Source organism: Solibacillus sp. FSL K6-1523 (genome assembly GCF_038005225.1).
GTDB lineage: Bacteria > Bacillota > Bacilli > Bacillales_A > Planococcaceae > Solibacillus.
This window is the reverse complement of sequence record NZ_JBBOSU010000001.1, coordinates 3,285,879-3,310,557: the sequence shown is the minus strand read 5'-3', so window position 1 is coordinate 3,310,557 and position 24,679 is coordinate 3,285,879. Positions and strand designations below refer to the sequence as shown.

The following is a 24,679-nucleotide window of genomic DNA, read 5'->3' as shown; positions in this document are numbered from 1 at the left end:
AATCAATACATGAAACGACTTTTAAAACGCAGTCTGTCAAAACGTTCAAGCGTATCGGTTTGAACGCGTGAACCTGTTCGTGCCATTAAGCAGTTCGCTGGATGGGAAGTAATTTCAGGATCATCCGTTGCATAATATTCAAAATTAGCAGAGCTCATCATCCGCTCCATCATTTTGCGGTAATCCCAAACGGATAAACCAGTGCCTTTCATATCCCAATGCCAGTAATACTCAGTTGTAATGACTAAATAATCTTCCATAGCATCATCCATAAAGGACACTTCAAGCAATTTCTTACCAGACCCTGTCCCACGGAAGGAAGGGATCACTTCAATTGCCCCAAGCTCAATCATATTTGGAATCCGGTCTTCTGCCCAACGTTCGAGTGGGTCGGGATAAAGATAGGTTACATAGCCGACGACGAGATGATTTTGCCGAATGACAATAATTCGCCCTTCTTCAAGTTCGGCAATTCCGATGAGTGCTTCATGCTGCTGTTTGGAAGGTCTAAATGCTTTGAGGTCTTCGTGTAATTCATAAGTAGCTAATTGCTCAGAGGGAACAGGACCTTCAACTAAAACTTGACCATTTTCTGTATCCATTTCAATGCTGTAAAATTTTTTTACATGCTTCATTTTCACACCACCTGCTCGTTATAATTTCATTATACAGGATTTTACGCGAAAATACGGTTAAATTTGTTAAAAGTTACTAAATTGTCACAAAATTTAAAATATTTAGCCATTTTAAATTACTTTCATGTAAAATAATATTATGTTTCAAAATGAAAGGGGATTTTTCATGGGGATGAAAACATTGGAGAAACTAGCTGCACTTCCAGGGGAACATAGTTTATTAAACTATGAGGAAACGGCGGCGAATCACGATTGGGCTAGTACGGAGAAGGCATTTTCTTGGTACGAAACAGGAAAGGTAAATATTGCGTATGAAGCAATTGACCGACATGTAAATACGCACCGCAAAAATAAAGTCGCTCTTTTTTATAATGATCGTGTACGTAAAGAGACGTATTCATTCTATGATATGAAGCGTAACTCGAACAAAGCGGCAAATATTTTCAAAGAAAAAGCGAATATCCAAAAGGGGGACCGCGTATTTATTTTTATGCCACGCACACCGGAACTATATTTTAGTTTGCTTGGCGCTTTAAAAATTGGCGCGATTGTTGGTCCGTTATTCGAGGCGTTTATGGAAGGGGCAGTATATGACCGTTTAGCTGATAGTGAAGCAGTTTCGATTGTGACGACACTATCTTTATTAAATCGGATTCCAATCGATAAATTACCAAACTTAAAAACGGTTTTCGTTGTTGGGGAAAATGTCGAAGAAACCGATATCATTATTGACTTTAATCGTAAATTTAAAGAAGCTTCTTCAAACTTTGAAATTGAGTGGATGGATAAGGAAGATGGCTCTATTTTACATTATACATCCGGTTCTACTGGAGCACCAAAAGGCGTTTTACATGTTCATTATGCGATGGTACAGCAATATCAAACGGCACAGTGGGTACTCGATTTAAAAGAAAATGATATTTACTGGTGTACAGCGGATCCAGGTTGGGTTACGGGGACGGCATATGGTATTTTTGGTCCATGGTTAAATGGTGTTACGAATGTGATTATCGGCGGTCGTTTCAGTCCGCAAGCATGGTATCGTGCGATTGAAGAATACGGGATTACAGTATGGTACAGCGCACCGACTGCATTCCGAATGCTCATGGGGGCAGGTCCAAACGTACTTGAACAATTTGACCTTTCTACGTTACGTCATGTGTTATCGGTTGGGGAGCCGTTAAATCCAGAGGTTGTACGATGGGGGATTGAGACGTTAAATCACCGTATACATGATACGTGGTGGATGACAGAAACAGGCGGGCATATGATTTGTAATTACCCATCGATGGATATTAAACCGGGTTCAATGGGGAAACCAGTACCAGGCATTTTTGCGACGATTGTGGATGACCAAGGAAATGAAGTACCACCATATACAATGGGAAATTTAGCAATTCGTAGAGGATGGCCGGCAATGATGCGTCAAATTTGGGGCAATCCAGAACGTTATGAATCTTATTTCTTAAAAGGTGAATGGTATGTTTCTGGCGACTCGGCTTATATGGATGAGGAAGGGTATTTTTGGTTCCAAGGTCGAGTGGATGATGTCATTATGACTGCGGGGGAACGTATTGGCCCATTTGAAGTGGAAAGCAAATTACTTGAGCATCCAGATATTGTAGAGGCGGGTGTTATTGGAAAACCTGACCCAGTACGCGGGGAAATTATTAAGGCGTTCGTTTCATTGCGAGAAGGGGTAGGTCCTTCAGAAGCACTAGAAGCAGATATTCGTGAATTTGTTAAAAGGGGCTTGTCTGCACATGCGGCACCGAGAGAAATCGAATTTAAGGACAAGTTGCCAAAAACACGTAGCGGAAAAATTATGCGCCGTGTGTTAAAGGCGTGGGAATTAGACCTTCCAACAGGAGACCTTTCTACGATGGAAGATTAACCGTGCGTAAATACTTGAATACCAGAGGAAGTCTTATGTCGTCATAGGGCTTCTTTTTTGTTACATCAGTTGTGAAAGATTTAGAATTATTAATATTTATATAAAAATACAGTTGACTAAATAAATATACATAACTTATACTTACTTTTATCCTTTATAAAAGCACAATAAAAATACAATCGATTGAATAAAACGATAATGAAATATTGGGGTGGCGTGATGAAAGTTGGAATTATTGGGGCTACTGGTTACGGTGGCTTAGAATTATTACGTTTTTTGCATAATCATAAAGAAGTTGAAGATATTGCATTATTTACATCTTCGGAGGAAGGAACCATTTTTTCGGCAAAGTTCCCTCATTTAACCGATTTGTATAATCAGCCATTACAAAAAATCGATTATGATGCATTGGCTAAGTTCGATGTCGTGTTTGCAAGTACCCCATCTGGCGTATCTAGCAATCTTTTTCCACGATTAGTAGGAACAGGTCCAAAGTTGATTGATCTATCAGGAGATTTTCGTTTAAAAGATGTTGCGAGCTACGAAGCATGGTATAAAAAGGCGGCAGCACCCGGAGAAGTTATTCAACAAAGTGTGTACGGCTTAACAGAGTGGAATGAACAGGCAATCGGGCAAGCAGAGCTCATTGCCAATCCAGGATGCTATCCGACAGCGGTATTGCTATCGCTTTTACCGTTAATTAAATCGAATTTGATTGATCCAAGCTTTTTAGTGATCGATGCAAAAAGTGGGATTTCAGGGGCAGGGAATAAGCCTTCACAATTGACGCATTTTAGTGAAGCAAATGAAAACTTTTCCATTTATAAAATTAATGAACATCAACATATTCCAGAAATTGAGCAGGCGATTTCAATGTTTGCACATGTGGATACAAAAATTACATTTAACACCCATTTAGTGCCGATGACACGCGGAATTTTAACAACGTCCTATGCACAAGTTCGCACGGGCGTTACACAGCAGCAATTAGTGAATTGTTTAAAGGAAACGTATGCGAACCATCCATTTGTTCGAGTAATTGAGGAAGCATCTTCTATCGGAACGAACCGAGTAAAAGGGTCCAATTACTGTGATATTTCAGTAAAGCTTGATGAACGAACAAATCGAGCAACGATTATTGGTGTCATTGACAATTTAGTCAAAGGGGCAGCGGGGCAAGCGATTCAAAATATGAATGTTCAGTTCGGACTCCCACAAAAAACAGGACTGGATCTCATTCCGTATTTTATTTAGTTAATCAAAGAGCACATTATCCTGAGGAGGAATTTTAAATGGCATCAACAATTGAAATGAAAAAATTATCGAGTAAAAATATCGTTTCACCAAAAGGCTTCATAGCGGCGGGGATTCATTGCGGTCTCAAGCATAAGAAAAAGGATTTAGCTATTTTAGTAAGTGAGGTACCAGCAAGTGTTGCAGGTGTATTTACGACAAATGCTGTGCAAGCAGCGCCGATTAAAGTGACGAAGGAAGTTGTTTATAATACACAAAAAATGCAAGCAATGATTGTGAACTCAGGAAATGCCAATGCTTGCACCGGCAAGCAAGGAGTGGCAGATGCTTATGAAATGCAACAGCTGGCAGCCCAAAAACTAGGCATTGAAAATTACTTAGTAGGTGTTGCTTCTACAGGTGTCATTGGTGAAATTATGAAAATGGAGCCGATTCAAAAAGGTGTTGAGCTATTAATACCAGATTCAAAATTAGAAAACGGCATTGATTTTGCACAAGCAATTATGACGACAGATACCGTGATGAAAAATACGACGTACGCAACTGTAATTAATGGCAAAGAGGTGCTTGTTTCAGGTGCTGCAAAGGGTTCAGGAATGATTGAACCGAATATGGCGACGATGTTAGGCTTTATTACAACGGATGCTAATATTGAATCGGATGAATTACAAAAAGCATTATCAAGTGTGACAGATTGCACATTTAATTCCATTACAGTAGATGGTGATACGTCGACGAATGACACGGTTATTGTGATGGCAAATGGTTTAGCGGGAAATGAAACGTTAACACCTGCACATCCAGATTGGGAAAACTTTTATACAGCACTACGCCTTGTAGCAGAAGATTTAGCGAAATCGATTGCCCGTGATGGTGAAGGTGCAACGAAATTGATTGAGGTCGAAGTAGACGGGGCCATTTCAGATGAGGAAGCAAGAAAAATTGCAAAAACAGTTGTTGGTTCACCACTTGTAAAAACAGCGGTATTTGGCTGTGATGCAAACTGGGGACGCATTATTTGCGCGGTAGGCTATTCGGGTGCACAAGTAGACCCTGAAAAAATTACGATTAAAATTGGCGGCACTACAATGGTTGAAAATGGTGAGCCAATTAAATTCTCAGAAGAAGAACTGATTGAAATTTTAAAGCAACATGAAGTAAAAATTTACGTGTCACTCGGAGTAGGAGAAGGGCACGGCTTTGCATGGGGGTGTGATTTAACTTATGACTACGTTCAAATCAACGCATCATACCGCTCGTAAAATGGTTATCAAGCTAGGTGGTAGTACATTAGAGGGGCTTAACGAGGCCTTCTTTCGTAATTTTAAAGCATTACAGCAACAGGGGATTCAACTCATTATTACACATGGTGGGGGACCTGCGATTAATCGCGAGCTTGCAGCAGCAGGAATTGAATCGCACACGGTTAATGGCTTACGTGTAACGAGCGAGGAAATGATTGGCACTGTCCAATCGACGTTAATCGGAAAAGTAAATCCGGCACTTGTCCATGAGTTAACAGCGGCTGGAATTGCTGCTGTTGGATTAAATGGTTTTGATGGAAACTTAATAGAATGTAATTTTCTTGATGAATCTACATATGGTTATGTAGGTGAGGTTAAATCCGTTCAGACACGTATATTGAATGCGTTATCAGCAGCAGGTATTGTTCCTGTCATTGCCTGTATTGGCACGACGAAAGAAGGGCAAGCATTAAATATTAATGGCGATACGGTTGCGAGTGAGATTGCGTTAGCTGTTGGTGCAGATCGTTTACTACTCGTAACTGATGTCGCAGGAATCCGTATTAATGACGAATACCAAACAGAAGTAACGCCGACACACATCGCGCAATGGATTGAGGAAGGTCATATTTATGGTGGGATGATTCCAAAAGTGCAAGGAGCATTAAATTGCTTAACAGCGGGAATTCCATCTGTGCAAATTGTAAATGAAACGTTAACAGGGACAACTATATTAAGTGAGGAGCTAATCCAATGAGTGCATTATTTCAAAATTATGCAAGAAGACCGATCGCGATTGTTGAAGGGAAAGGAACTGAAGTTTTTGATAGTAATGGAAAACGTTATTTAGATTTTACGAGCGGGATTGCTGTGTGCAGTTTAGGTCATGCACACCCGGCGATTGTTGAAACAGTTCAAAAACAAAGTGAAAAGCTATGGCATATTAGTAATTTATTCGAAAGCCCAGGTCAAGAAAAATTGGCAACGAGCCTTGTGAAAGATTTACATCTGTCGTATGCCTTTTTCTGTAATAGTGGTGCGGAGGCAAATGAAGCGGCGATTAAGCTCGTTCGTAAGCATACTGGTAAGCATAAAATTATTGTGTTCGAGAAAAGTTTCCATGGTCGTACATTCGGTGCAATGAGTGCAACTGGGCAAGATAAAGTACGCAATGGCTTTGGTCCACTTGTGAGTGAATTTATTACATTGCCTTTTAACGATGTAGAAGCGTTAAAGGCAGCAGTAGATGGTGAAACGGCTGCGATCATGCTCGAAATGATCCAAGGTGAAGGTGGCGTAAACGCGGTATCAGCAGAATTTGCTCAGGCAATTCATGATATCCAGCAATCAACAAATGTTTTAGTAATTGTTGATGAAGTGCAAACAGGAATTGGTCGAACAGGAACACGCTTTGCATTCGAACAAACGGTCCTAAAGCCAAATATCGTTTCAATGGCAAAAGGATTAGGTGGCGGCTTCCCAGTCGGCGGTATTTTAGGAACAGCCGATTTATTCGATACGTTTAATGCAGGGACGCACGGTACGACGTTTGGTGGAAACCCACTAGCTGTAGCTGTAGCGCAAACGGTAATTGATCACGTATTTAATGAGGTTTTTTTAGCGACAGTGCAGCAAAAATCAGCCTACTTGACTACTAAGCTGAAAGAAGCCTTCCCAGAAGAAAAATATTCAGTGCTAGGAAAGGGCTTAATGCTAGGTTTCGGCTTTGGTGAGGAAGTGGCACCCTATATTACGGCGCTCGATGAAGCAGGATTGCTAACGGTTGCAGCGGGTCCGAAAGTCATTCGTTTATTGCCACCGTTGACAGTTTCTGAGCAAGAGATTGATGAGGCGGTAGCTATTTTAAAATCAGTTATTCTAAAATAATAAAATCTGCTGAGGTTTAAATTGATTTAGCATGTGTTTAAATCTAGGTTGAATTCAGTGTATATTTTCCATTCCAGCCCCCTCTTAAAGAAGAGAAGAATTTTTGCTAAAGCAAATTAAAAAAACATCATTTCAGGCCTAAGCCAGAAATGATGTTTTTTATTATAGTTATTGCCAGTTTGTATCAGGATCTTCAATAGGTTCGTCGATGCCTGGTTCTGTTGGTATCATATCATCCTCTATCATGTCACCTGGATTTGTATTTTCTTCAGGAACTGTAGGGATTTCGATAATTTCGCCAACTTCATTTGAATGGCGGGATTCAAAACCTGTAATATCTACTGCGACAACGACATAACGTACACCTGGTGTAGTTTTAAAGCTTTTATTTTCATAAGATTTAAGTGAAGTGACGAATGCTCGTCCACCATTTGTCATACTATATACACGGTAACCGACGATATCGTTTGAACCAGAGTTCGTCCAAGTTAATATGCCATTGCTTAGTGCCGCTGTTACAGGGCTTGGAGAAACGCTATCTGCTTGGAATGTTGAACCAGAAACGACCGTATTCCCCGAGCTAGAAGGTAATAGTTTGGAAGTATCTCCACCTAATTTACCTAACATGTGATCAGCAAATGCTTGGTTTAAACCAAAGCCACCTCTTCCAACGAATTCTGGTGGTGTTTTAGAAAGCGCTGCATAAGACTTCCCATTTATGACAACCGAAGAAGCAGATGTAAAGCTATCATCAGGTTGCGTTGGTAAAAGCATATTTTTATTAAATAAATCGGACGTAACAAATCCCGCATTGGCACAAGAAGTGGATGGCGCTAAGCCGGAAATTCCACAAAATGATGCGTTTACGACATTCTCTGGTTTTTTGAACGTTTCTTTTGTCCCTATTAATTCTGGATTTACTTTGTATAAGCTATTCATATATTTTGCCCAAAGTGTGTTGACACGAGCACTTGGGTGTTGATACGTATTATTGAAAGCATATAAAGTACGTGGCTGATCATAACCTAACCAAACACCAAGTGAAATATTTGGATTATAGCCAACTAACCAGACGTCTTTATGATCTTGTGTTGTCCCTGTTTTAGCCGCAAAATCAGAAGAGAAACTTAATAAGCTCTTCGCTTTTGTTGCTGTTCCGCCGTTTGTTAATACGCCGCGCAACATATCTGTCATCATATAAGCAGTTTCTTCTGAAAATACATCTACAGGCTCTGATTTCTGTTCGAAAATAGTATTCCCATCCAAATCTTCAATACGTTCAATCATGTAGGCATCAATAAATTTCCCTTTATTCGCAAAGGTAGCAAAGGCATTCGTATTTTCTTCAACTGAAGCGCCGTGGGTAATTCCACCAATTGAAGTTGAAAGATTGACAAAATCACCTTCCGTTAATCTTGAGAAGCCCATTTTCTCTAAAAATGTAGCAGGGCGTCGATCTAAAATCGAATCATATAAACGAAGCACCGGTAAGTTTTGCGATGTTTTGACTGCTTGGCGCGCTGAAATAATACCGAGTTCCTGAGTTGGATTGTAGTTGACTGGTTCGTAGTTATCATAGCTACGTTTAAACTTCACATCAACGACTGGGCTACCTGCACCGATAACACCGTACTCTAGAGCTGGTGCATATGCGAGCAGTGGCTTCATCGTAGAACCGTTTGAACGGAATGCCCTTGTAGCGTGATTTAATTGTTCTAATTGATGATCACGTCCACCAACGAAGCTTAATATTTTTCCTGTCGTATTTTCGATAACGATACTACCAGTTTGTACAGGTACATCCACTTCAATTACTTCCCCAGTTTCAGGGTCTTTTACTTTTTTCTTATACGTTTGACCATATAATTTGAATTCATTTGTTACTTGTTGCATCGCATCATACATATCTTTATTAATTGTTGAATAAATACGATAACCGCCTGAACGAATTGTTCGGTCAGCTAAGATCATGTATTTATCTTCAAGATTTTTTTCTTCTTTTAGTCTTGCAGGGTCAATCCCATCTTTTTCAGCGAGAATCGTGGCGAAAATCTCTTTAGCGCGTTCTTCTAACTCAGCTGTTAACCACGGGTATTTATCTTCTGGACGTTCTTCACGCTCTCTAAAGTCTTGCGTAATATCATAAGCAATTGCGTTGTCATACTCACTTTTCGTAATGTACCCCGCTTCATTCATGCGATACAAAACGGTTTTCATTCGGTCAATTCCGTGCTGCGTACCTTCCTCACTTTTACGCTCTCCTTTATTAGTAAAAGGCGTATATTTAAAAGGTGCTTGTGGAATACCGGCAATATAAGCGGCTTGTGGTAGGGATAATTCAGCAGCAGAAACACCGAAAATACCTTGCGCCGCCGTTTCAATCCCAGCAATATTCCGACCGGATGCATTTCGACCATAAGGAATGATATTTAAGTAAGCCTCTAAAATTTCTTCCTTTGTCATAAAGTATTCTAAACGTAATGCAAGTAAAATTTCCTTTGCTTTACGCTCATAGGATACTTCGTTTGTTAATATTTGGTTTTTTATTAATTGCTGTGTTAACGTTGATCCACCTGTTTGTGTTGAGGAGTTCGATACGTCCTGTAACAGACCGCGAATAACTGCTTTTGGTACAATCCCGTTATGTTCTCGGAAATATTCATCCTCAGTTGCAAGGACGGCATTAATAACATTAGGTGATATATTGGCAAGTGATGTTTCACGGCGGTCTAAATCAGTACGGATTTTCCCGATGTAAATATCATTTGCGAAATAAAGCTCACTTGTTTCTTCATAGCTGAAAATTTCCTCGCGCATTTCTTCTTTTGAACGGAGTGGCTCCTCCTTAACGAGTGATGCAAAATAACCAGCGCCAACGCTCACCATAAAAATGGTTGAGGCAGCTAGGAATATAATCGTTAAAAGAGTAAGGTTCCAAAAAACGCCACCCGCTATACGGAAATGACGCATCCATTTTGAAGAAGCAAGGATCTCGATTTTTTTATTTAATTGTTCGAGCCATTCTTTCACTTCATCGACCTCCTAAAAATCTGGACGCAATTACGCCTAGGCGTAATTGATTATAGCATATTTGATTCTGAAACGAATATAATTATTGACATAGTACAAATATTGAGTAGAATAAGGAATATAAAATTTCAAACAATGAAGAGTTTGCAGTAATGAATTCATTCCCTGACTTAGAGAGCTAGCGGTTGGTGAAAGCTAGACACAGTGTATTCATGAAGTACGTGCTTAGAGTTTGGACGGGTCGTTTCGATATAAACGCTTAAAGTGGAAGGAAGTTTTTCCTTCAAGCCGGGTGGTACCGCGTTAAATTATACTTATTTGACGTCCCTGCATGCAGTTTGCGTGTAGGGACGTTTTTTCATGCCCTTACATGCAAAAAAACACATGTAAAAGGAGAGATTTTGATGAACGAATTAATTCAAGACTTACAATGGCGCGGGTTATTATACCAACAAACAGATGCAGAAGGTATGGAAAAATTATTAAACGAGCAAAAAGTGTCGTTATATGTTGGGGTAGATCCAACAGCTGATTCCATGCATATCGGTCATATTGTCCCGTTATTAACATTACGCCGCTTCCAACAAGCAGGGCATACACCTGTTTTATTAGTGGGTGGAGCAACAGGAACAGTTGGGGATCCATCGGGTCGTTCAGAAGAGCGCCAATTACAAACGATGGAGCAAATTGATCAAAACGTACAAGGTTTAAAGAAACAGATGGAGCGTTTATTTGATTTTAATTCGGGTTCTAAAAACGCAGCAAAGCTTGTGAATAACCATGACTGGGTTGGTCCATTGTCATTAATTGATTTCCTACGTGATTACGGAAAACTAATTAACGTCAACTACATTTTAAATAAAGATACAGTAGCATCACGCCTTGATTCAGGTATTTCATTTACTGAATTTGCGTACACATTAATTCAAGGAATTGACTTCAATCATTTATACGATCACCACAATGTTCGCATTCAAGTAGGTGGTTCGGACCAATGGGGGAATATTACTACTGGGTTAGAAATGATACGTAAAACACATGATGAGCATGCGAAAGCTTTTGGGATTACGATTCCATTAGTAACAAAAGCAGATGGAACAAAATTCGGTAAAACAGCAGGTGGCGCGGTTTGGTTAGATGCAGAAAAAACATCGCCTTATGAGTTCTACCAATTCTGGATTAATGCAGCGGATGCAGATGTTGTGAAATACTTAAAAATCTTCACATTCTTATCGCATGAAGAAATCGAAAGCTTAGCGGTAAGTGTGGAAGAAGAGCCACATTTACGTAAAGCACAAAAAGCATTAGCAGAAGAAATGACGCGTTTAATTCACGGAGAAGCGGGCTTAGAGGCAGCAGAGCGTATTACAAAAGCATTATTCTCAGGCGACATAAAAGCATTATCTATTGATGAAATGAAAGTTGCCTTTGCGGGTATTCCTTCTGTTGAAGTAGAAAAAGTGGACGAAAACATCGTAGAATTAATCGTTGCAGCAGGCATTTCGTCGTCAAAACGTCAAGCGCGTGAAGATGTGACAAATGGAGCGATTAGTGTTAATGGTGAAAAGGTGACGGATTTAGAATATGTTGTGGACGGCAAAGATCGTTTAGAAGATGCTTTCGCAATTATTCGACGCGGTAAGAAAAAATACCATATGGTGAAATTCGTATAAAATCATAAAATATAAACGTCTCAGAAAATAATCTGAGGCGTTTTTTGCATGTTAATAAAAGGATATTTATGTTAAAATTGGGGTTGTTAAAAGGAGAGTGGAGAATGGAAAAGAAATCATACATCATACCGATTTTTGGAGCTATTATTGGATTTATAGGAGGATGTTTTTTTACATTCATACTAGTATTCATTACTTTATTCAGCGGTGCAATACATTATATCCCGCTTATAATCGCACTTGCAGCAGTACTCTATATTGGCTTTGTACTACATAGTTTTGACTTTTTCACTAGGAAGAAGGTGGCAAAAGTTTTTTGGACATTCGCGCTCGGTGTGTTGGGCGTTACGGCAATGCAACCGATTTTTCACTGGTTTGATAACCGAATTCCGACAGTTGATGCCGAAGTGAATATTTATCAGTACGAGCCTTTTGTCAAAGGGAATCAGGTTGAAAAACTACCACAAGTTGCATCATTACAGCTGCAAGAACCATTACCAAAAATAGATGGTGCAACGGCATTGTATCCGCTGTATGCAGCTTTTGTTCAAGCAGTCTATCCTGAAAAAATGTATAATCCCTATTCAAGTGAAGTGATGGTCAATCAAACACCCGATGCGTATGCTAATTTACTTGAAGGAAAAGTAGATATGATTTTTGCGGCGGGTCCTTCCGAGCAGCAAATCCAACGCGCGCAGGCAAAAGGAATGGAACTTAAGCTAACACCAATTGGAAAAGAGGCCTTCGTATTTTTTGTGAACGCAAAGAACAATATAAATAATTTAACTTTGGAACAAATTAAAGACATTTATGCAGGAGAAATTACGAATTGGTCTCAAGTTGGAGGTAAAAAGGATGCCATTCGTGCTTTTCAAAGACCTCAAGATAGTGGGTCTCAAACAGCTTTACAAAGATTAATGGGTGACAAACCGATTGTGGAAGCGCCTTCTGAAAATATCGCTACAGGTATGGGAGGAATTATTAATGAAGTATCAAAATATAAGAACTATAAAAATGCCATTGGTTATACTTTCCGTTATTATTCGAATGAGATGGTGCGGAGTAAAGAAATTAAATTATTGGAAATTGATGGGGTTGCACCTACAAAAGAAACAATACGCGCAAATACGTATCCAATTACTTCGGATTTTTATATCGTAACGACAGGTGATGAGAATACGCATGTTCAAGCATTTATTGACTGGATTTTATCGGAAGAAGGCCAAAGATTAGTTGAGCAAGCGGGATATGTCCCTGTTACCGAATACGAGTAAAAGAAACGAAATACTTTTGTCTGTTCGATAACTTTGAATCACTTTAAAAATACCAGTATAATAGATTTTGTATTATTATTTTTAGGAGGTTCTATTTTGGTGGAGCAACAAATGCAACATGTCGATGATCGGCATACTATTTTGAGTATTGCCGTTAAACCGCGGGATACGATTCAGTATGTATTACAAACAAAAAATTTACCGTACTTTATTATTGTCGGGTTAATTGGAATGTTTAGTAGCAATATAATGGGCTTTTTAGGGACGTCAGCTTACGCGCAAAATACATTAGGTGCTATCGTTTCGGCTTCGTTTATGTCGAGCTTTTTACTGTATTTTGTATCGACTTTCATTGTAGCGGGAGTATTGCTAGGATCTGCAAAAATATTAGGCGGTCAAGGAAACTTTAAGGAAATGTTCCGTGTTATGAGCATTACGATGATTCCATATATTTGGATTTTACCATTGCTGCTATTTTGGATGCAATTTTCTCCTCAATCGTATTTCATTGTTTCCTATATTGAAATGAGTTTAGGGGATGCGATTTTACAATTTGTTGGGGGCATCTTTATTATCATCGCAAGTATTTGGACATATGCTTTAACAATTATCGGCATTTCGGAAGTACATAAAATTACAAAATGGCGTGCTTTTTTCGCCTCGATTTTAGTAGTCATTGTCCTATGTGCGATTTTGGTGTTTACAAAACTTGTGTAGTAAAATGAATTTAAAAAACGGTCAATCCATTTACAAGGATGACTGTTTTTTTATAGCTCAAGCAATTTAAATGAAAAAACTCCCAAACACTTGATAAACAAGGTTTGAGAGTTTTGTTTGAATCGCGGAAAATTAACGAGAGTAGAACTCTACGATGAATTGTTCGTTGATTTCAGAAGATAATTCAGAACGCTCTGGTAAACGTACAAATGTACCAACTTTAGAGTCGCCATCGAATGATAGGTACTCAGGTACGAAGTTGTTTACTTCGATTGATTCAGCAACAACTGTTAAGTTAGCTGATTTTTCGCGTAGTGCAATTGTTTGACCAATTTTCACTGAGAATGATGGAATATCAACGCGTTTACCGTCAACTAAAATGTGACCGTGGTTAACTAATTGACGAGCTGCACGACGAGTGCGAGCTAAACCTAAACGGTAAACTAAGTTGTCAAGGCGTGTTTCTAATAAGATCATGAAGTTTTCACCATGACGACCTGGTAATTTACCAGCTTTAAGGTAAACGTTTTTGAATTGACGTTCAGTCATACCATACATATGACGTAATTTTTGTTTTTCAGTTAATTGTAGACCGTACTCTGATTTTTTTGAACGAGAGTTTGGACCGTGTTGACCTGGTGCGTAAGGGCGTTTAGCGATTTCTTTACCTGTTCCGCTTAATGAAATACCAAGACGACGAGAAAGTTTCCAAGATGGACCTGTATAACGAGACATAATTTTGTCTCCTCCTTTAAATTTGGTTTTTGTTGTAAAAGAAAAACCAGCTGTACCCAACAAAAAAGGTATTCTATTTTCACGTATCTTCGCCCATGCAGCCGAAAGGGTTACGCAATACACCATCCTATATTAAAATAGAAGGAATAAAATACAAACAATTTAGTCATACAACTACTGCATTCATTTTACACAACTAGTATTGTAACTTTTATTATAATTTTAGTCAATGGAGAAGTATAACAAGGAAAATATAAGCATATAAATATAGTAGGATACGCTTTAGTTAAAATGACCTATAGGTGAGCTTGAAATAACGGATATTCCAATTGATTATGAAATATGTACAATAAATTAGAAAAAAAATCCATAATTTTATAGTCAAATAGACACGATAAGTGTATACTTGATTTTAAGTGAAATAGTATTTGATTCGGTAAATGTGAAAGAAAAAGGTGATTTAATGGTAGTGCATCAAAAGATGATAGAAAAATTTAAATCTGATGTCCTGAGTCTTTGTATTAATTCAAAAGAGGATTTGAATAATTTTGAAGATTATTTCTCATTACTTAATAAATGTTTGACTAAATTTTTTGGTGTAGAAGAGTGCTTTCTTTTCATAATAGAAGGTGAAACTTTAAAACCATTACACAAGGAAATTATAGAACAAACTATCAAGTTACCTTTAGCTTTTAATTTATTTGAGGCTTCCTTTAATGATAGTAAAGTTGTTGAATTGCCTGCCTTTTTTAAAGAAAAGAGCCCTTTTATCGATTATACATCCATGATGCTCGTAAAATTGGAAGAAGCTCAACCAGAGGCAATCTTATTGTTTAAATGTAATCACGAACATCCGGAATGTTTATGTTTTAATCATACAAATGAAACCGTAACGGAACTTGCATCCGTTTTTAAGTATTTATATCAAACCTTTGCGATGCAAGTGAATGAGCAACAATATCGAAAATTATATAATATGACGGATTTATTCCATTCTACAATGGATATCGATATTATTTTAGAAAATGTGCTTGTAACGATTGAAGAGAATTTTCAAGATTTAGAAGTAGAGCTTATTTTATCAAATGATCAGGACCGACAAACACGAGTACGTATTAAGCCATTCGATTATTTATCGGAAAGAGCATCGACCGTGGAAGCATTCGTTTCGGGAGAGTTAAAGGAAGAAGTAGCTGAAGATTTAAATTGCCATTTGCTGAATGCACCCATTAAAGGACGCCAAGCAATTTACGGTATCCTACAAGTGAAAGCACCTCTAACATATGCTTTCTCAGATGCACAAAAAGAATTTATATGCATGCTAGCACAAGCGTCGGGGAACTCCCTCGAAAACGCAAAACTTTATCATCAATCACATCGCTTAATAAGTGATTTACAATTAATTAATGAAACGTCCCATCGTTTAAATATGAAGCTGAATATTAATGAAATGCTCACGTTTTTACAGAAACAGTTAATCAAATCATTCCAACCTATGGAAATTGGTTTCCTATTAAAAGAGAATGAATCCTTTGAAATATCAAATTCGTGTACAGCATTGTTTCAATCAATAGATGGAAGCAAGTATATTCAGCATGTGGAGAAGCATTTTGAAAATACGCAGGATCCTCTCTTTATAGCTGACTTCAGTCGATTACTTGAAGTAGATATCGAGTATAAATCGTTAATGGCAATCCCGATGATTGTGGAAGAAAAAATTAATGGGTTTAGTATTGTTCTTCACAAAGAGCCTTATTTTTTTTCATTTGACAGCTTTAAATTAATGCAGTCACTCATTCATCACTCGTCATTAGCCATTTCAAACTCCATTTTAAGAGATCAGTTACAAGAGATGGTGGACCGCGATCATTTAACGAAACTATTTACGCGCAATTACTCAGATAAATATATTATCAATTCATTAGAACAAGATGATTCAGGAATGTTCTTATTAGTTGATATTGATAATTTTAAAAAGGTTAATGATACACATGGGCATCAAGTTGGTGATGATGTTCTCGTACAAATTAGTTCAGAAATTTTAAACTTTGTCGGAACGAGGGGAATTTGTTCTCGTTGGGGTGGGGAAGAGCTATCGATTTATATTCCAAATATATTAGAGAATGAAGCACTGAAAATCTCAAAGAAAATTGTTGAAGTCGTACCAAAAGTGACGAGTCCAGCAGTGACTATTTCCGCGGGAATGATGGCGTGGAAGAAAGAAAACCGTCCGCATTTTCAACAATTTTTCCGCCAAGCCGATGTCGCGCTTTATTGTGCAAAAAATAGCGGGAAAAATAATGTGCGTGTATTTGAAGATTCAATGCAGTTACAATCATAAAAAATGGAGGCTTATTCGTTAATGTAACGGATAAGTCTCCATTTTTAATGCTCAAGTGAGCGTATTAATTTTAAGATTTACAAGTGTTTGCAAAGTGTTTGTACAAATTGCTCAAGCCCTAATTGATCCTCTTTTGAAAATCGTGCTTCAATAGGACTGTCAATATCTAAAACGCCAATTACTGTATCATTTTTAATGAGTGGAATGACAAGTTCTGATTTCGATGCTGCGTCACAGGCGATATGGCCCGGAAATGCATGCACATCATCAACGAGTAATGTTTGTTTTTGCATGGCGGATGAACCGCACACCCCGCGACCAACAGGAATACGTACGCATGCAGGTAAACCTTGGAATGGTCCAAGCACAAGTTCGCCATCGTTCATTAAATAAAAACCAACCCAATTGATACGATCTAAAAATTGATTCAATAATGCAGAGGCATTACTTAAATTTGCAATGCGATCTTGTTCACCATCTAATAATGTGTGTAACTGTCGGGAAAGTGTTGTATATTGCTCGTCAAGCGGACCTTCATAATTAATACGAGAAAACATAATGGACCTCCATTTATAATTTAATTTTTTGAGAAATCATCGTATAATGTTGATGTAAATCGTTTGCTGTATGGGCATCAGAGCCAAAAACAATAGGGAGTTTGATCGCTTGTGCGAACGCAACAAAATCCAATGGTGGATATGGTTCTTTACATAAGGGTTTACTTAAACCAGCACTATTTAAATCGAGCTCATAACCATTTTCCATCATTAACGTAAACAACGCTTCAATTTGGTGTTTGTCATCGATTTGGAGCGCATGTGCAAGTTGGAATTTATGGATCAATGTGGGATGACCAATCCTTTTTGGCTTAAAAGGTCCTAAATCGGCCTGAATGGACATTTGTACGGTGTCGTAATATTGAGAATACATTTCCTGAATCCCTCCAACCTGCTCAGCAAAATGTAAATACACATCTTCAGAAAAATCGATGCAATAATATTCGTCGTCGTGTTTTAAAAAGTGAACTGACAAAATAGCATCGTCTAAAAGTTTCCCGTATTCGTTCAAAAATTGGCGCGTTTCTGCTTCATATCCGACAATATAATCAATTTCTAAACCGATATTAATTTTAATTTGTGCTTTATAAGATTCTTTTAGGCGCTGAAGCTGTTCAAAATAATTATGTAATTGCGCCGTATTCATCCCGCTATCTTGCTCAGGTGTGGGATCGACAAAGTTTGCGGGTAGTGGTGCATGCTCGGTAAACGTGATTTCATCAAAGCCATTCGCAATTGCTTTTTCAATATATAATTCGAATGGATCAGAAGAACCGTGTGGACAAAATGGTGTATGAATATGACCATCTCTTTTCATTCGGATGCCCTCCTTTTGTACTAGGTTTTAAGAAGTTAGAAAAAACAGTGAAATAGTTCAACAAAACTATGAAAACATGGTATTATTAGAGTTACGTATATAGCCATTTTATTGATTTAAATTTGGAGTAGGGGGCTTACAATGATAAAGTATATCATCATTGTCGTCGTCATACTATTAGCATTATTAATTACAGGTTTAGTAGTAAGGCGCAAGCATAATGCAGAAATAGGACGATTAGAAAAAGAGAAGATGCAAATTCAGCATTATCCGATATTTGAAGAGCTTGCGAAAGTAAAAGCTTTGAATATGAATGGACAAACCGAAGAACTTTTTGAAGATTGGCGTAATCGCTGGTTAGACGTTGTGGACGTTCAAGTGACAAAGCTAGATGAAATGCTTTTTGATGCTGAAGAGTATATCGATCGTTTTAAATTTAAAAAAGCGACACTTATTGAGCGAGAAATTGAACAAGAGATTACAAAATGTGAACAAGTACGTGTAGAAATTATTACAGAGCTCGATGAATTAATAGGCAGCGAAGAAAAAAATCGTATTGAAATGGAACAACTGAAGGAATATTACCGTTCTGCACGAAAAACGATTTTAGCGCATCAGCATTCATTTGGGCCAGCGCTACAACAACTAGAGAAAAAAATAGAAGATTTCACACCGAAATTTGAAGAATTTGACGTATTAACGAAAGATGGAAACTATTTACAAGCGCGTGAGATCGTTTTACAGCTTAATAATGAAGCGCAAAATATCTTTAGTTTATTAAGTGAAGTTCCTACTTTATTGACAGATATCCAAGCGAAAATTCCAACTGCGATTCATGAATTGCGTAACGGACAGCGCGAGATGGAAGAACAAAATTATTATTTACGCCATTTAGAGTTAACGCAGTATTTAGATAATCTTGAAAAAGAATTGGATACATTGAAAATCGCGATTGCAGAATTAAATTTACAAACAGTCGCGCCACGTATTCAAGAAATTAACGATGAAATTGATAATTTTTATGACTTGCTGGAAAAAGAAGTACTTGCAAGAAATTATGTAGATCGTCATTGTTCTGCTATGTATAGCACAATTTCAGAAGTGATGCGTTTAACAAAAGAAATCAGTGATGAAGCTGCCTATGTTCAACATAGTTATCGATTGCAAGATAGGGAAGCTGAAATTCCGAGAGCGGGCTTAAAGCATTTAGAAGTTTTACAAAAGCGCTACGAATTATTATCGATTAGAGTGCAGGAAGAGCAATCAGCCTATTCCAGCTTGCAAGAAGAGCTTCGAGAAATTACAGAAGAAATTGAGCGAATTGCAGAAGAGCAAGAAAGTTTCTCAAATAACTTGAAAAATTTACGTATCGATGAAAATCAAGCGCGCGCCGATTTAGAGGGATTAAAGCGTTTATTACAAAATACGGATCGTATGATAAATCGTGCAAACATTCCGGGGATTCCGAGTGAGATGGATGCACGTATTGAAGAGGCGGAAGAGAAAATATTTATTGTTATGCAAAGCTTACAAGAAGTACCGCTAAATATTGTGCAAGTAAACCAAAATTTATTGGGCGCGAAGCAATGCATTGAAGAAGTAAATGACCGCGCGCAAGAAATGATTGAAAATGTGATGATTATTGAACGACTTATTCAATTTGGAAATCGTTATCGTGCTACCAATGGACAAGTGCATGAGCGTTTATTGGAAGCGGAGGAAGCATTTACACAATTCCGCTATGTCAAAGCATTAGAGGACGCGGCAAAAGCTGTAGAAACAGTCGATCCAAGTGCAATTAAACGAATTGAAGAGCTTGTTCAAGAGGAATTACTTATAAAATCATAAGCATAACGGTTACATGTTCAGCCATTACGCGTTATAATTATAAAGCAAAAAATGAAGGCCACCTTGCATAATTTGTGCAGGTGGCTTTCTTAGTGAAATGAAGTTAAACCTCCGTAAAAATTGACGATTCCACGCAACATACTTGCGCGAGTAGCCTCTTTTTAACGGAAAAATGTTAATGAAAAAGAAGGTAAGAATTCATGATTTATTTAGATAACAGTGCCACAACAAAACCACATAAAGAAGTTCTTGCGACATTTATGCAGGTCAATGAATTGTATTATGCAAATCCGGCATCTATTCATCGTGCAGGAGTTGAAGCAAATACGTTACTCGCAAAAGCGCGAGAACAAATTGCTCAATTATTAAATACTGAGGCAAATCATGTGCTCTTTACTGCAGGTGGTACAGAGTCCAATAATTTTGCATTTTATGGTGTAGCTAAAAAGGGTAATTTTAGAGGGAAGCATATTATTACGACTGAAATTGAGCATCCATCCATTTTAGAAGCTGCTAAACGTTTACAGTCGGAAGGATATGAAATTGATTACTTAAAACCGGACAAAAACGGTGTTATTTCATTAGATGAGCTACAAAAGAAATTACGCAAAGAGACGATTTTAGTTAGTATTATGCATGTAAATAATGAAATGGGTGCGATTCAGCCGATTGAAGAAGCGGCTACAATTATCCATGAAAATAGTCGAGCAATGTTTCATGTAGATGCGATTCAAAGTTTCGGTAAGCTTCCGATTACATTTAAAGATGAGGCAGGACCTGATATTTTATCCCTTTCTGGTCATAAAATTCATGCATTAAAAGGTTCAGGCGTACTTGCTTTCCGCAAAAAGCCAATGATTGAGCCATTTCTTGTCGGAGGTGGTCAGGAATTTGGATTAAGAAGTGGTACAGTAGCTGTTCCACAGGCTGTAGCATTTGCCAAGGCGGCTCGTTTAGCAATAGAGGCATTGCCCGTGCAGCTTGAAAAGTATAAAAAGTGGTCTACTAACTTACACGAGTATTTTGCCCAATTCGGTTCGGAAATATTTGTTCTTTCACCAAAAAATGGGGCAGCACATATTTTATCTTTTAGTGTGCGCGGTTTAAAAGGTGAAATTTTAATTAATGCCATGCAAAAACGAAATATTATTATATCGACTTCAAGTGCCTGTTCATCGAAACAAACGAAAACAAGTCATGTTGTGGAAGCATTAAACGTTGATGGGCAGTTTAAAAATGGTGTTTTAAGATTAAGTTTTGGTGCTTTTACAACAAATGAAGAAATAGAAGAATTTAAAGAAGCGTTTACAGCGGTAATGAAAGAGTTAAAAGGAGATAATGAACGATGAAATTTAAAGAAATTTTAGTTCGCTATGGCGAATTATCTACAAAAGGTCGCAATAAAAAGGATTTTATTAATCGATTACGTGATAATGTCCGTTATTCATTTAATGATATTATGCCATTAAAAATTCGTGCGGAACGTGATCGCATGTTTATCGAAATTGAAAATGATGAGAAATTAAATGTATTAATGGACAGATTGCCGCATGTATTTGGCATTCAATCATTTAGCCCGGTTGCTTCATGTGGAAAAGATTTAGATGAAATGAAGGCACTTGCGTTAGACATTTTAGAAGATTACCGTGATGCAGGCGATATTACATTTAAAGTAGAAGTGCATCGTACGGATAAAACATTCCCATTAAATACACATGAATTACAACGTGAAATGGGTGCAACGATTTTACCACAGTTTTCGAATTTTACAGTGCAAGTAAAAAAACCAGATGTTACATTGCGTGTAGAAGTGCGTGAAGATGCGATTTATATGATGGCCCAAGTAATTCAAGGTGCTGGTGGTATGCCAGTTGGTTCAAATGGTAAATCATTATTAATGCTATCGGGTGGTATTGATAGCCCAGTTGCTGGATATTTAATGATGAAACGTGGCGTTCGAATTGATGCAATTCATTTCTTTAGTCCACCATATACAAGTGATAATGCGCTACAAAAAGTAAAAGAATTAGCGAATGGATTAACAAAATTCGGTGCAAATGTGCGTCTTCATGTTATTCCATTTACCGAACTACAAGTAGCGGTCAAAGATAATGTACCTGATAATATGTCTATGACTTCTACGCGACGTATGATGATGAAAGTGGCAGATAAAGTGCGTGAAGAAGTTGGCGCGCTTGGTATTGTTACTGGAGAAAGCTTAGGACAAGTTGCTTCACAAACACTTGAAAGCTTAACGGCTATTAATGATGTAACGAGCACACCGATTTTACGTCCATTAATTTCGGCAGATAAATTAGATATCATTAAAATCGCAATGGAAATTGGCACATATGAGACATCGATTCAGCCATTTGAAGACTGCTGTACTGTATTTACACCAGCAAGTCCAAAAACAAAGCCAAGACTGGATAAAGTGCAGCACTTTGAAAGCTTTACGCAATTTGACGAGCTTATTGAACGTGCAGTTAAAAATCGAGAGACCTATATATTCCCACAAAAGGAAGTAAAAGAAGATAAATTTACTGATTTATTATAGAATTTCACGGAATTGATAGTAATTACCTAATACAAGAACATATTACCTATTGTTTATAGTGTATGTTTTTTCTCATCTGGCACATTCTAATGTCACAAGGAGGTGAGAGAGACATGACAAACAACAACAACGGTTCATCAAACAAATTAAACGTACCTGGTGCAAAACAAGCACTTGACCAAATGAAATACGAAATTGCTCAAGAGTTTGGCGTACAATTAGGTGCAGAAGCTTCATCACGTGCTAACGGTTCAGTAGGTGGAGAAATCACAAAACGCCTAGTACAAATGGCAGAACAGCAATTACGCGGTTCATCAAACAAATAATTAAAAATTAAAAAAAGAGTGCTGCAACTTTAACGAGTTGCAGTTCTTTTTTTATTTTGATTCAAATTGGGATGAATTATTCGATAAAAAAATGGTTACCCTATAGAAAGTTTTTGGAAATAAGCAAAAACATTAGTATAATGAAATGGTAAATATCATTTTACAATCAAAGGGGGATTCGGAAATGATTCATAACGAACTAATTGCACCAAAGAATTATAATATTATTAATGAATTTGAAAAGCATGAAAATCTCGAACAAAAAATTGCATTAATTATTCAAGAGGAAGATGGGAGTCAGGACAGCTTTACATATAACACGCTTTTGCAAATGGCTAATCAAGTTGCAAATACGTTTCAATCTAGAGGGCTAAAAAAAGGGGACGTCATTTTAATTATGCTTCCGCGTTGTTTAGAAGCATACGTAACATATATTGCCGCGCTTAAAGCAGGACTTGTCATTATTCCAAGCTCGGAGCTATTACGTAGTAAGGATATTGATTATCGTATTGCACATTCAAATGCAAAGGCAATTATTGCAATGGAGCAATATGTGGATGAGTTTGAACAAGCAGAAAATTTAGGCGGACTTCAGCTCTTCATTGTTGGTAATGAAAAAGAATCTTGGATATCTTTAATGGAAGAAGCTAAACAGCAATCAAATGAATTCCAAGCGCAAGCAACTGAGTCATCTGATTTAGCCTTTTTAGCCTATACATCTGGCACAACGGGGAATCCAAAAGGGGTTATGCATACGCATGGTTGGGGCTTTGCACATTTAAGAACGGCAGCGCCAAAATGGTTAGGTGTGCAAAATGGAGACGTTGTTTGGGCAACAGCAGCACCAGGTTGGCAAAAGTGGATTTGGAGTCCATTTTTGGCGGTATTAGGTAGTGGTGCAACGGCTTTTGTTTATAAAGGGAAGTTTGATGCCGAGAACTATTTAAAAATGATTGAGCAGCAAAAAGTGAATGTATTATGCTGCACACCGACAGAGTACCGAATGATTGCAAAGTTAGATAACTTATCTACGTTCCAACTATCAACTTTACGTAGTGCGGTTTCAGCAGGCGAGCCATTAAATCGAGAAGTAATTGAAACGTTTGAACGTGAATATAATATCGTAGTGCGAGATGGCTATGGTCAAACAGAAAATACATTGCTTGTTGGTACATTAATTGATATGGAATTACGACCTGGATCGATGGGGAAACCGACACCAGGTAACCAAGTGGACGTAATCGATGAATTTGGACAACCATTGCCAGCAGGAGAAGTCGGTGATATTGCAGTCCATAAATCAACTCCAGCATTATTTAAAGGTTATTTCAATGATGCAGAGCGAACATCGATGCAGTACCGAGGTGATTGGTATGTGACGGGAGATCAAGCGAAAAAAGATGAGGACGGGTACTTTTGGTTTGAAGGTCGCAACGACGATATCATCATTTCTTCAGGTTACACAATTGGACCATTTGAAGTAGAAGATGCATTAGTAAAGCACCCAGCTGTGAGTGAATGTGCTGTTGTAGCAAGCCCTGATGAAATTCGAGGCAATGTTGTAAAAGCGTATGTCGTTTTAAAAAATTCTGCATTAAAAGATTCACCGACACTTGTTGCAGAGTTACAAAACCATGTGAAAGAGTTAACTGCACCTTATAAATATCCAAGAATTATTGAATTTATTGATGAACTACCGAAAACTATTTCAGGTAAAATTCGTCGTGTCGAATTACGATTAGTAGAGCAAAAATAATCGGATTTTCGGAATTATTTCCTGGGGAATGAAAAGATGGTCGAATGATGGCCATCTTTTTTCTATTGGATCTATCAATACTTGAAAAAAATGAAACTTAATGTAAAATACTTTCGTATGGAAGTATAGGAGGA

19 protein-coding genes and 1 other annotated feature are annotated in these 24,679 nt (G+C 37.8%); of the genes, 14 read left to right on the top strand and 5 right to left on the bottom strand.

All coding sequences use genetic code 11. The features are described 5' to 3' along the window. Positions 1–2: 2 nt before the first annotated feature. On the bottom strand, positions 3–635 hold the full coding sequence (locus tag MHI10_RS15930; RefSeq protein WP_340787151.1) for a GNAT family N-acetyltransferase: 633 nt from the start codon (positions 633–635) through the stop codon (positions 3–5). Positions 636–801: 166 nt separating this feature from the next. On the opposite strand from MHI10_RS15930, the gene acsA reads away from it, so the two are divergent. The 5 genes from acsA (at position 802) to MHI10_RS15905 (ending at position 6,914) form a co-directional block, all read left to right on the top strand. Then, positions 802–2,529 (top strand): acetate--CoA ligase, encoded by a 1,728-nt coding sequence (gene acsA, locus MHI10_RS15925; RefSeq protein WP_445683190.1) that lies wholly within the window; start codon positions 802–804, stop codon positions 2,527–2,529. A gap of 219 nt (positions 2,530–2,748) precedes the next feature. After that, positions 2,749–3,783, top strand: a complete 1,035-nt coding sequence (gene argC / locus MHI10_RS15920; protein WP_340787150.1) for an N-acetyl-gamma-glutamyl-phosphate reductase — start codon at positions 2,749–2,751, stop codon at positions 3,781–3,783. Positions 3,784–3,821: 38 nt separating this feature from the next. After that, positions 3,822–5,045: a bifunctional ornithine acetyltransferase/N-acetylglutamate synthase gene (gene argJ, locus MHI10_RS15915; RefSeq protein WP_340787148.1), complete on the top strand. Its 1,224-nt coding sequence runs from the start codon at positions 3,822–3,824 to the stop codon at positions 5,043–5,045. Next, entirely contained in the window at positions 5,008–5,784 is a 777-nt protein-coding gene (argB, locus tag MHI10_RS15910) for an acetylglutamate kinase (protein WP_340787147.1), read from the top strand. The genes argJ and argB overlap by 38 nt, the downstream gene beginning before the upstream one ends. Further along, entirely contained in the window at positions 5,781–6,914 is a 1,134-nt protein-coding gene (locus MHI10_RS15905; protein WP_340787145.1) for an acetylornithine transaminase, read from the top strand. The genes argB and MHI10_RS15905 overlap by 4 nt, the downstream gene beginning before the upstream one ends. A gap of 168 nt (positions 6,915–7,082) precedes the next feature. Here MHI10_RS15905 and MHI10_RS15900 read toward each other — a convergent pair whose 3' ends face one another. Then, positions 7,083–9,944: a transglycosylase domain-containing protein gene (locus tag MHI10_RS15900; RefSeq protein WP_340787143.1), complete on the bottom strand. Its 2,862-nt coding sequence runs from the start codon at positions 9,942–9,944 to the stop codon at positions 7,083–7,085. A 126-nt stretch (positions 9,945–10,070) separates the two neighbouring features. Next, positions 10,071–10,276: a binding site (T-box leader), on the top strand. A 69-nt stretch (positions 10,277–10,345) separates the two neighbouring features. Here MHI10_RS15900 and tyrS point away from each other — a divergent pair. The 3 genes from tyrS to MHI10_RS15885 all read left to right on the top strand — a co-directional run bounded on the left by tyrS (position 10,346) and on the right by MHI10_RS15885 (position 13,608). After that, positions 10,346–11,617 (top strand): tyrosine--tRNA ligase, encoded by a 1,272-nt coding sequence (tyrS, locus tag MHI10_RS15895; protein WP_340787140.1) that lies wholly within the window; start codon positions 10,346–10,348, stop codon positions 11,615–11,617. A 104-nt stretch (positions 11,618–11,721) separates the two neighbouring features. Further along, positions 11,722–12,891, top strand: a complete 1,170-nt coding sequence (locus MHI10_RS15890; protein ID WP_340787139.1) for a PstS family phosphate ABC transporter substrate-binding protein — start codon at positions 11,722–11,724, stop codon at positions 12,889–12,891. Positions 12,892–12,990: 99 nt separating this feature from the next. After that, the gene (locus MHI10_RS15885; protein ID WP_340789269.1) at positions 12,991–13,608 is read left to right on the top strand and encodes a Yip1 family protein; all 618 of its coding nucleotides are present in this window, start codon (positions 12,991–12,993) and stop codon (positions 13,606–13,608) included. Positions 13,609–13,740: 132 nt separating this feature from the next. Here the strand turns inward: MHI10_RS15885 and rpsD are convergent, their stop codons facing one another. Then, a complete protein-coding gene (rpsD, locus tag MHI10_RS15880) occupies positions 13,741–14,343 on the bottom strand; it encodes a 30S ribosomal protein S4 (RefSeq protein WP_340787138.1) in 603 nt (200 codons plus the stop codon). Between the two features lie 406 nt (positions 14,344–14,749). Here rpsD and MHI10_RS15875 point away from each other — a divergent pair, with 406 nt between their 5' ends. Beyond that, on the top strand, positions 14,750–16,684 hold the full coding sequence (locus MHI10_RS15875) for a sensor domain-containing diguanylate cyclase (RefSeq protein WP_340787135.1): 1,935 nt from the start codon (positions 14,750–14,752) through the stop codon (positions 16,682–16,684). 77 nt (positions 16,685–16,761) lie between these two features. Here the strand turns inward: MHI10_RS15875 and MHI10_RS15870 are convergent, their stop codons facing one another. Next, the gene (locus tag MHI10_RS15870) at positions 16,762–17,241 is read right to left on the bottom strand and encodes a GAF domain-containing protein (RefSeq protein WP_340787134.1); all 480 of its coding nucleotides are present in this window, start codon (positions 17,239–17,241) and stop codon (positions 16,762–16,764) included. Positions 17,242–17,254: 13 nt separating this feature from the next. After that, positions 17,255–18,058, bottom strand: coding sequence for a histidinol-phosphatase HisJ (gene hisJ / locus MHI10_RS15865; RefSeq protein WP_340787131.1), 804 nt, complete (start codon positions 18,056–18,058; stop codon positions 17,255–17,257). Between the two features lie 141 nt (positions 18,059–18,199). Here hisJ and ezrA point away from each other — a divergent pair, with 141 nt between their 5' ends. The 5 genes from ezrA to mbcS all read left to right on the top strand — a co-directional run bounded on the left by ezrA (position 18,200) and on the right by mbcS (position 24,545). After that, a complete protein-coding gene (ezrA, locus tag MHI10_RS15860) occupies positions 18,200–19,906 on the top strand; it encodes a septation ring formation regulator EzrA (protein WP_340787129.1) in 1,707 nt (568 codons plus the stop codon). A 200-nt stretch (positions 19,907–20,106) separates the two neighbouring features. Next, a complete protein-coding gene (locus MHI10_RS15855; RefSeq protein WP_340787127.1) occupies positions 20,107–21,255 on the top strand; it encodes a cysteine desulfurase family protein in 1,149 nt (382 codons plus the stop codon). Beyond that, complete coding sequence (gene thiI / locus MHI10_RS15850; protein ID WP_340787125.1) at positions 21,252–22,463, top strand: tRNA uracil 4-sulfurtransferase ThiI; 1,212 nt, start codon at positions 21,252–21,254, stop codon at positions 22,461–22,463. The genes MHI10_RS15855 and thiI overlap by 4 nt, the downstream gene beginning before the upstream one ends. Before the next feature lie 113 nt (positions 22,464–22,576). Then, positions 22,577–22,789: an alpha/beta-type small acid-soluble spore protein gene (locus MHI10_RS15845; RefSeq protein ID WP_340787123.1), complete on the top strand. Its 213-nt coding sequence runs from the start codon at positions 22,577–22,579 to the stop codon at positions 22,787–22,789. A gap of 184 nt (positions 22,790–22,973) precedes the next feature. Continuing rightward, a complete protein-coding gene (gene mbcS / locus MHI10_RS15840) occupies positions 22,974–24,545 on the top strand; it encodes an acyl-CoA synthetase MbcS (protein ID WP_340787121.1) in 1,572 nt (523 codons plus the stop codon). The last annotated feature ends 134 nt before the right edge of the window (positions 24,546–24,679 follow it).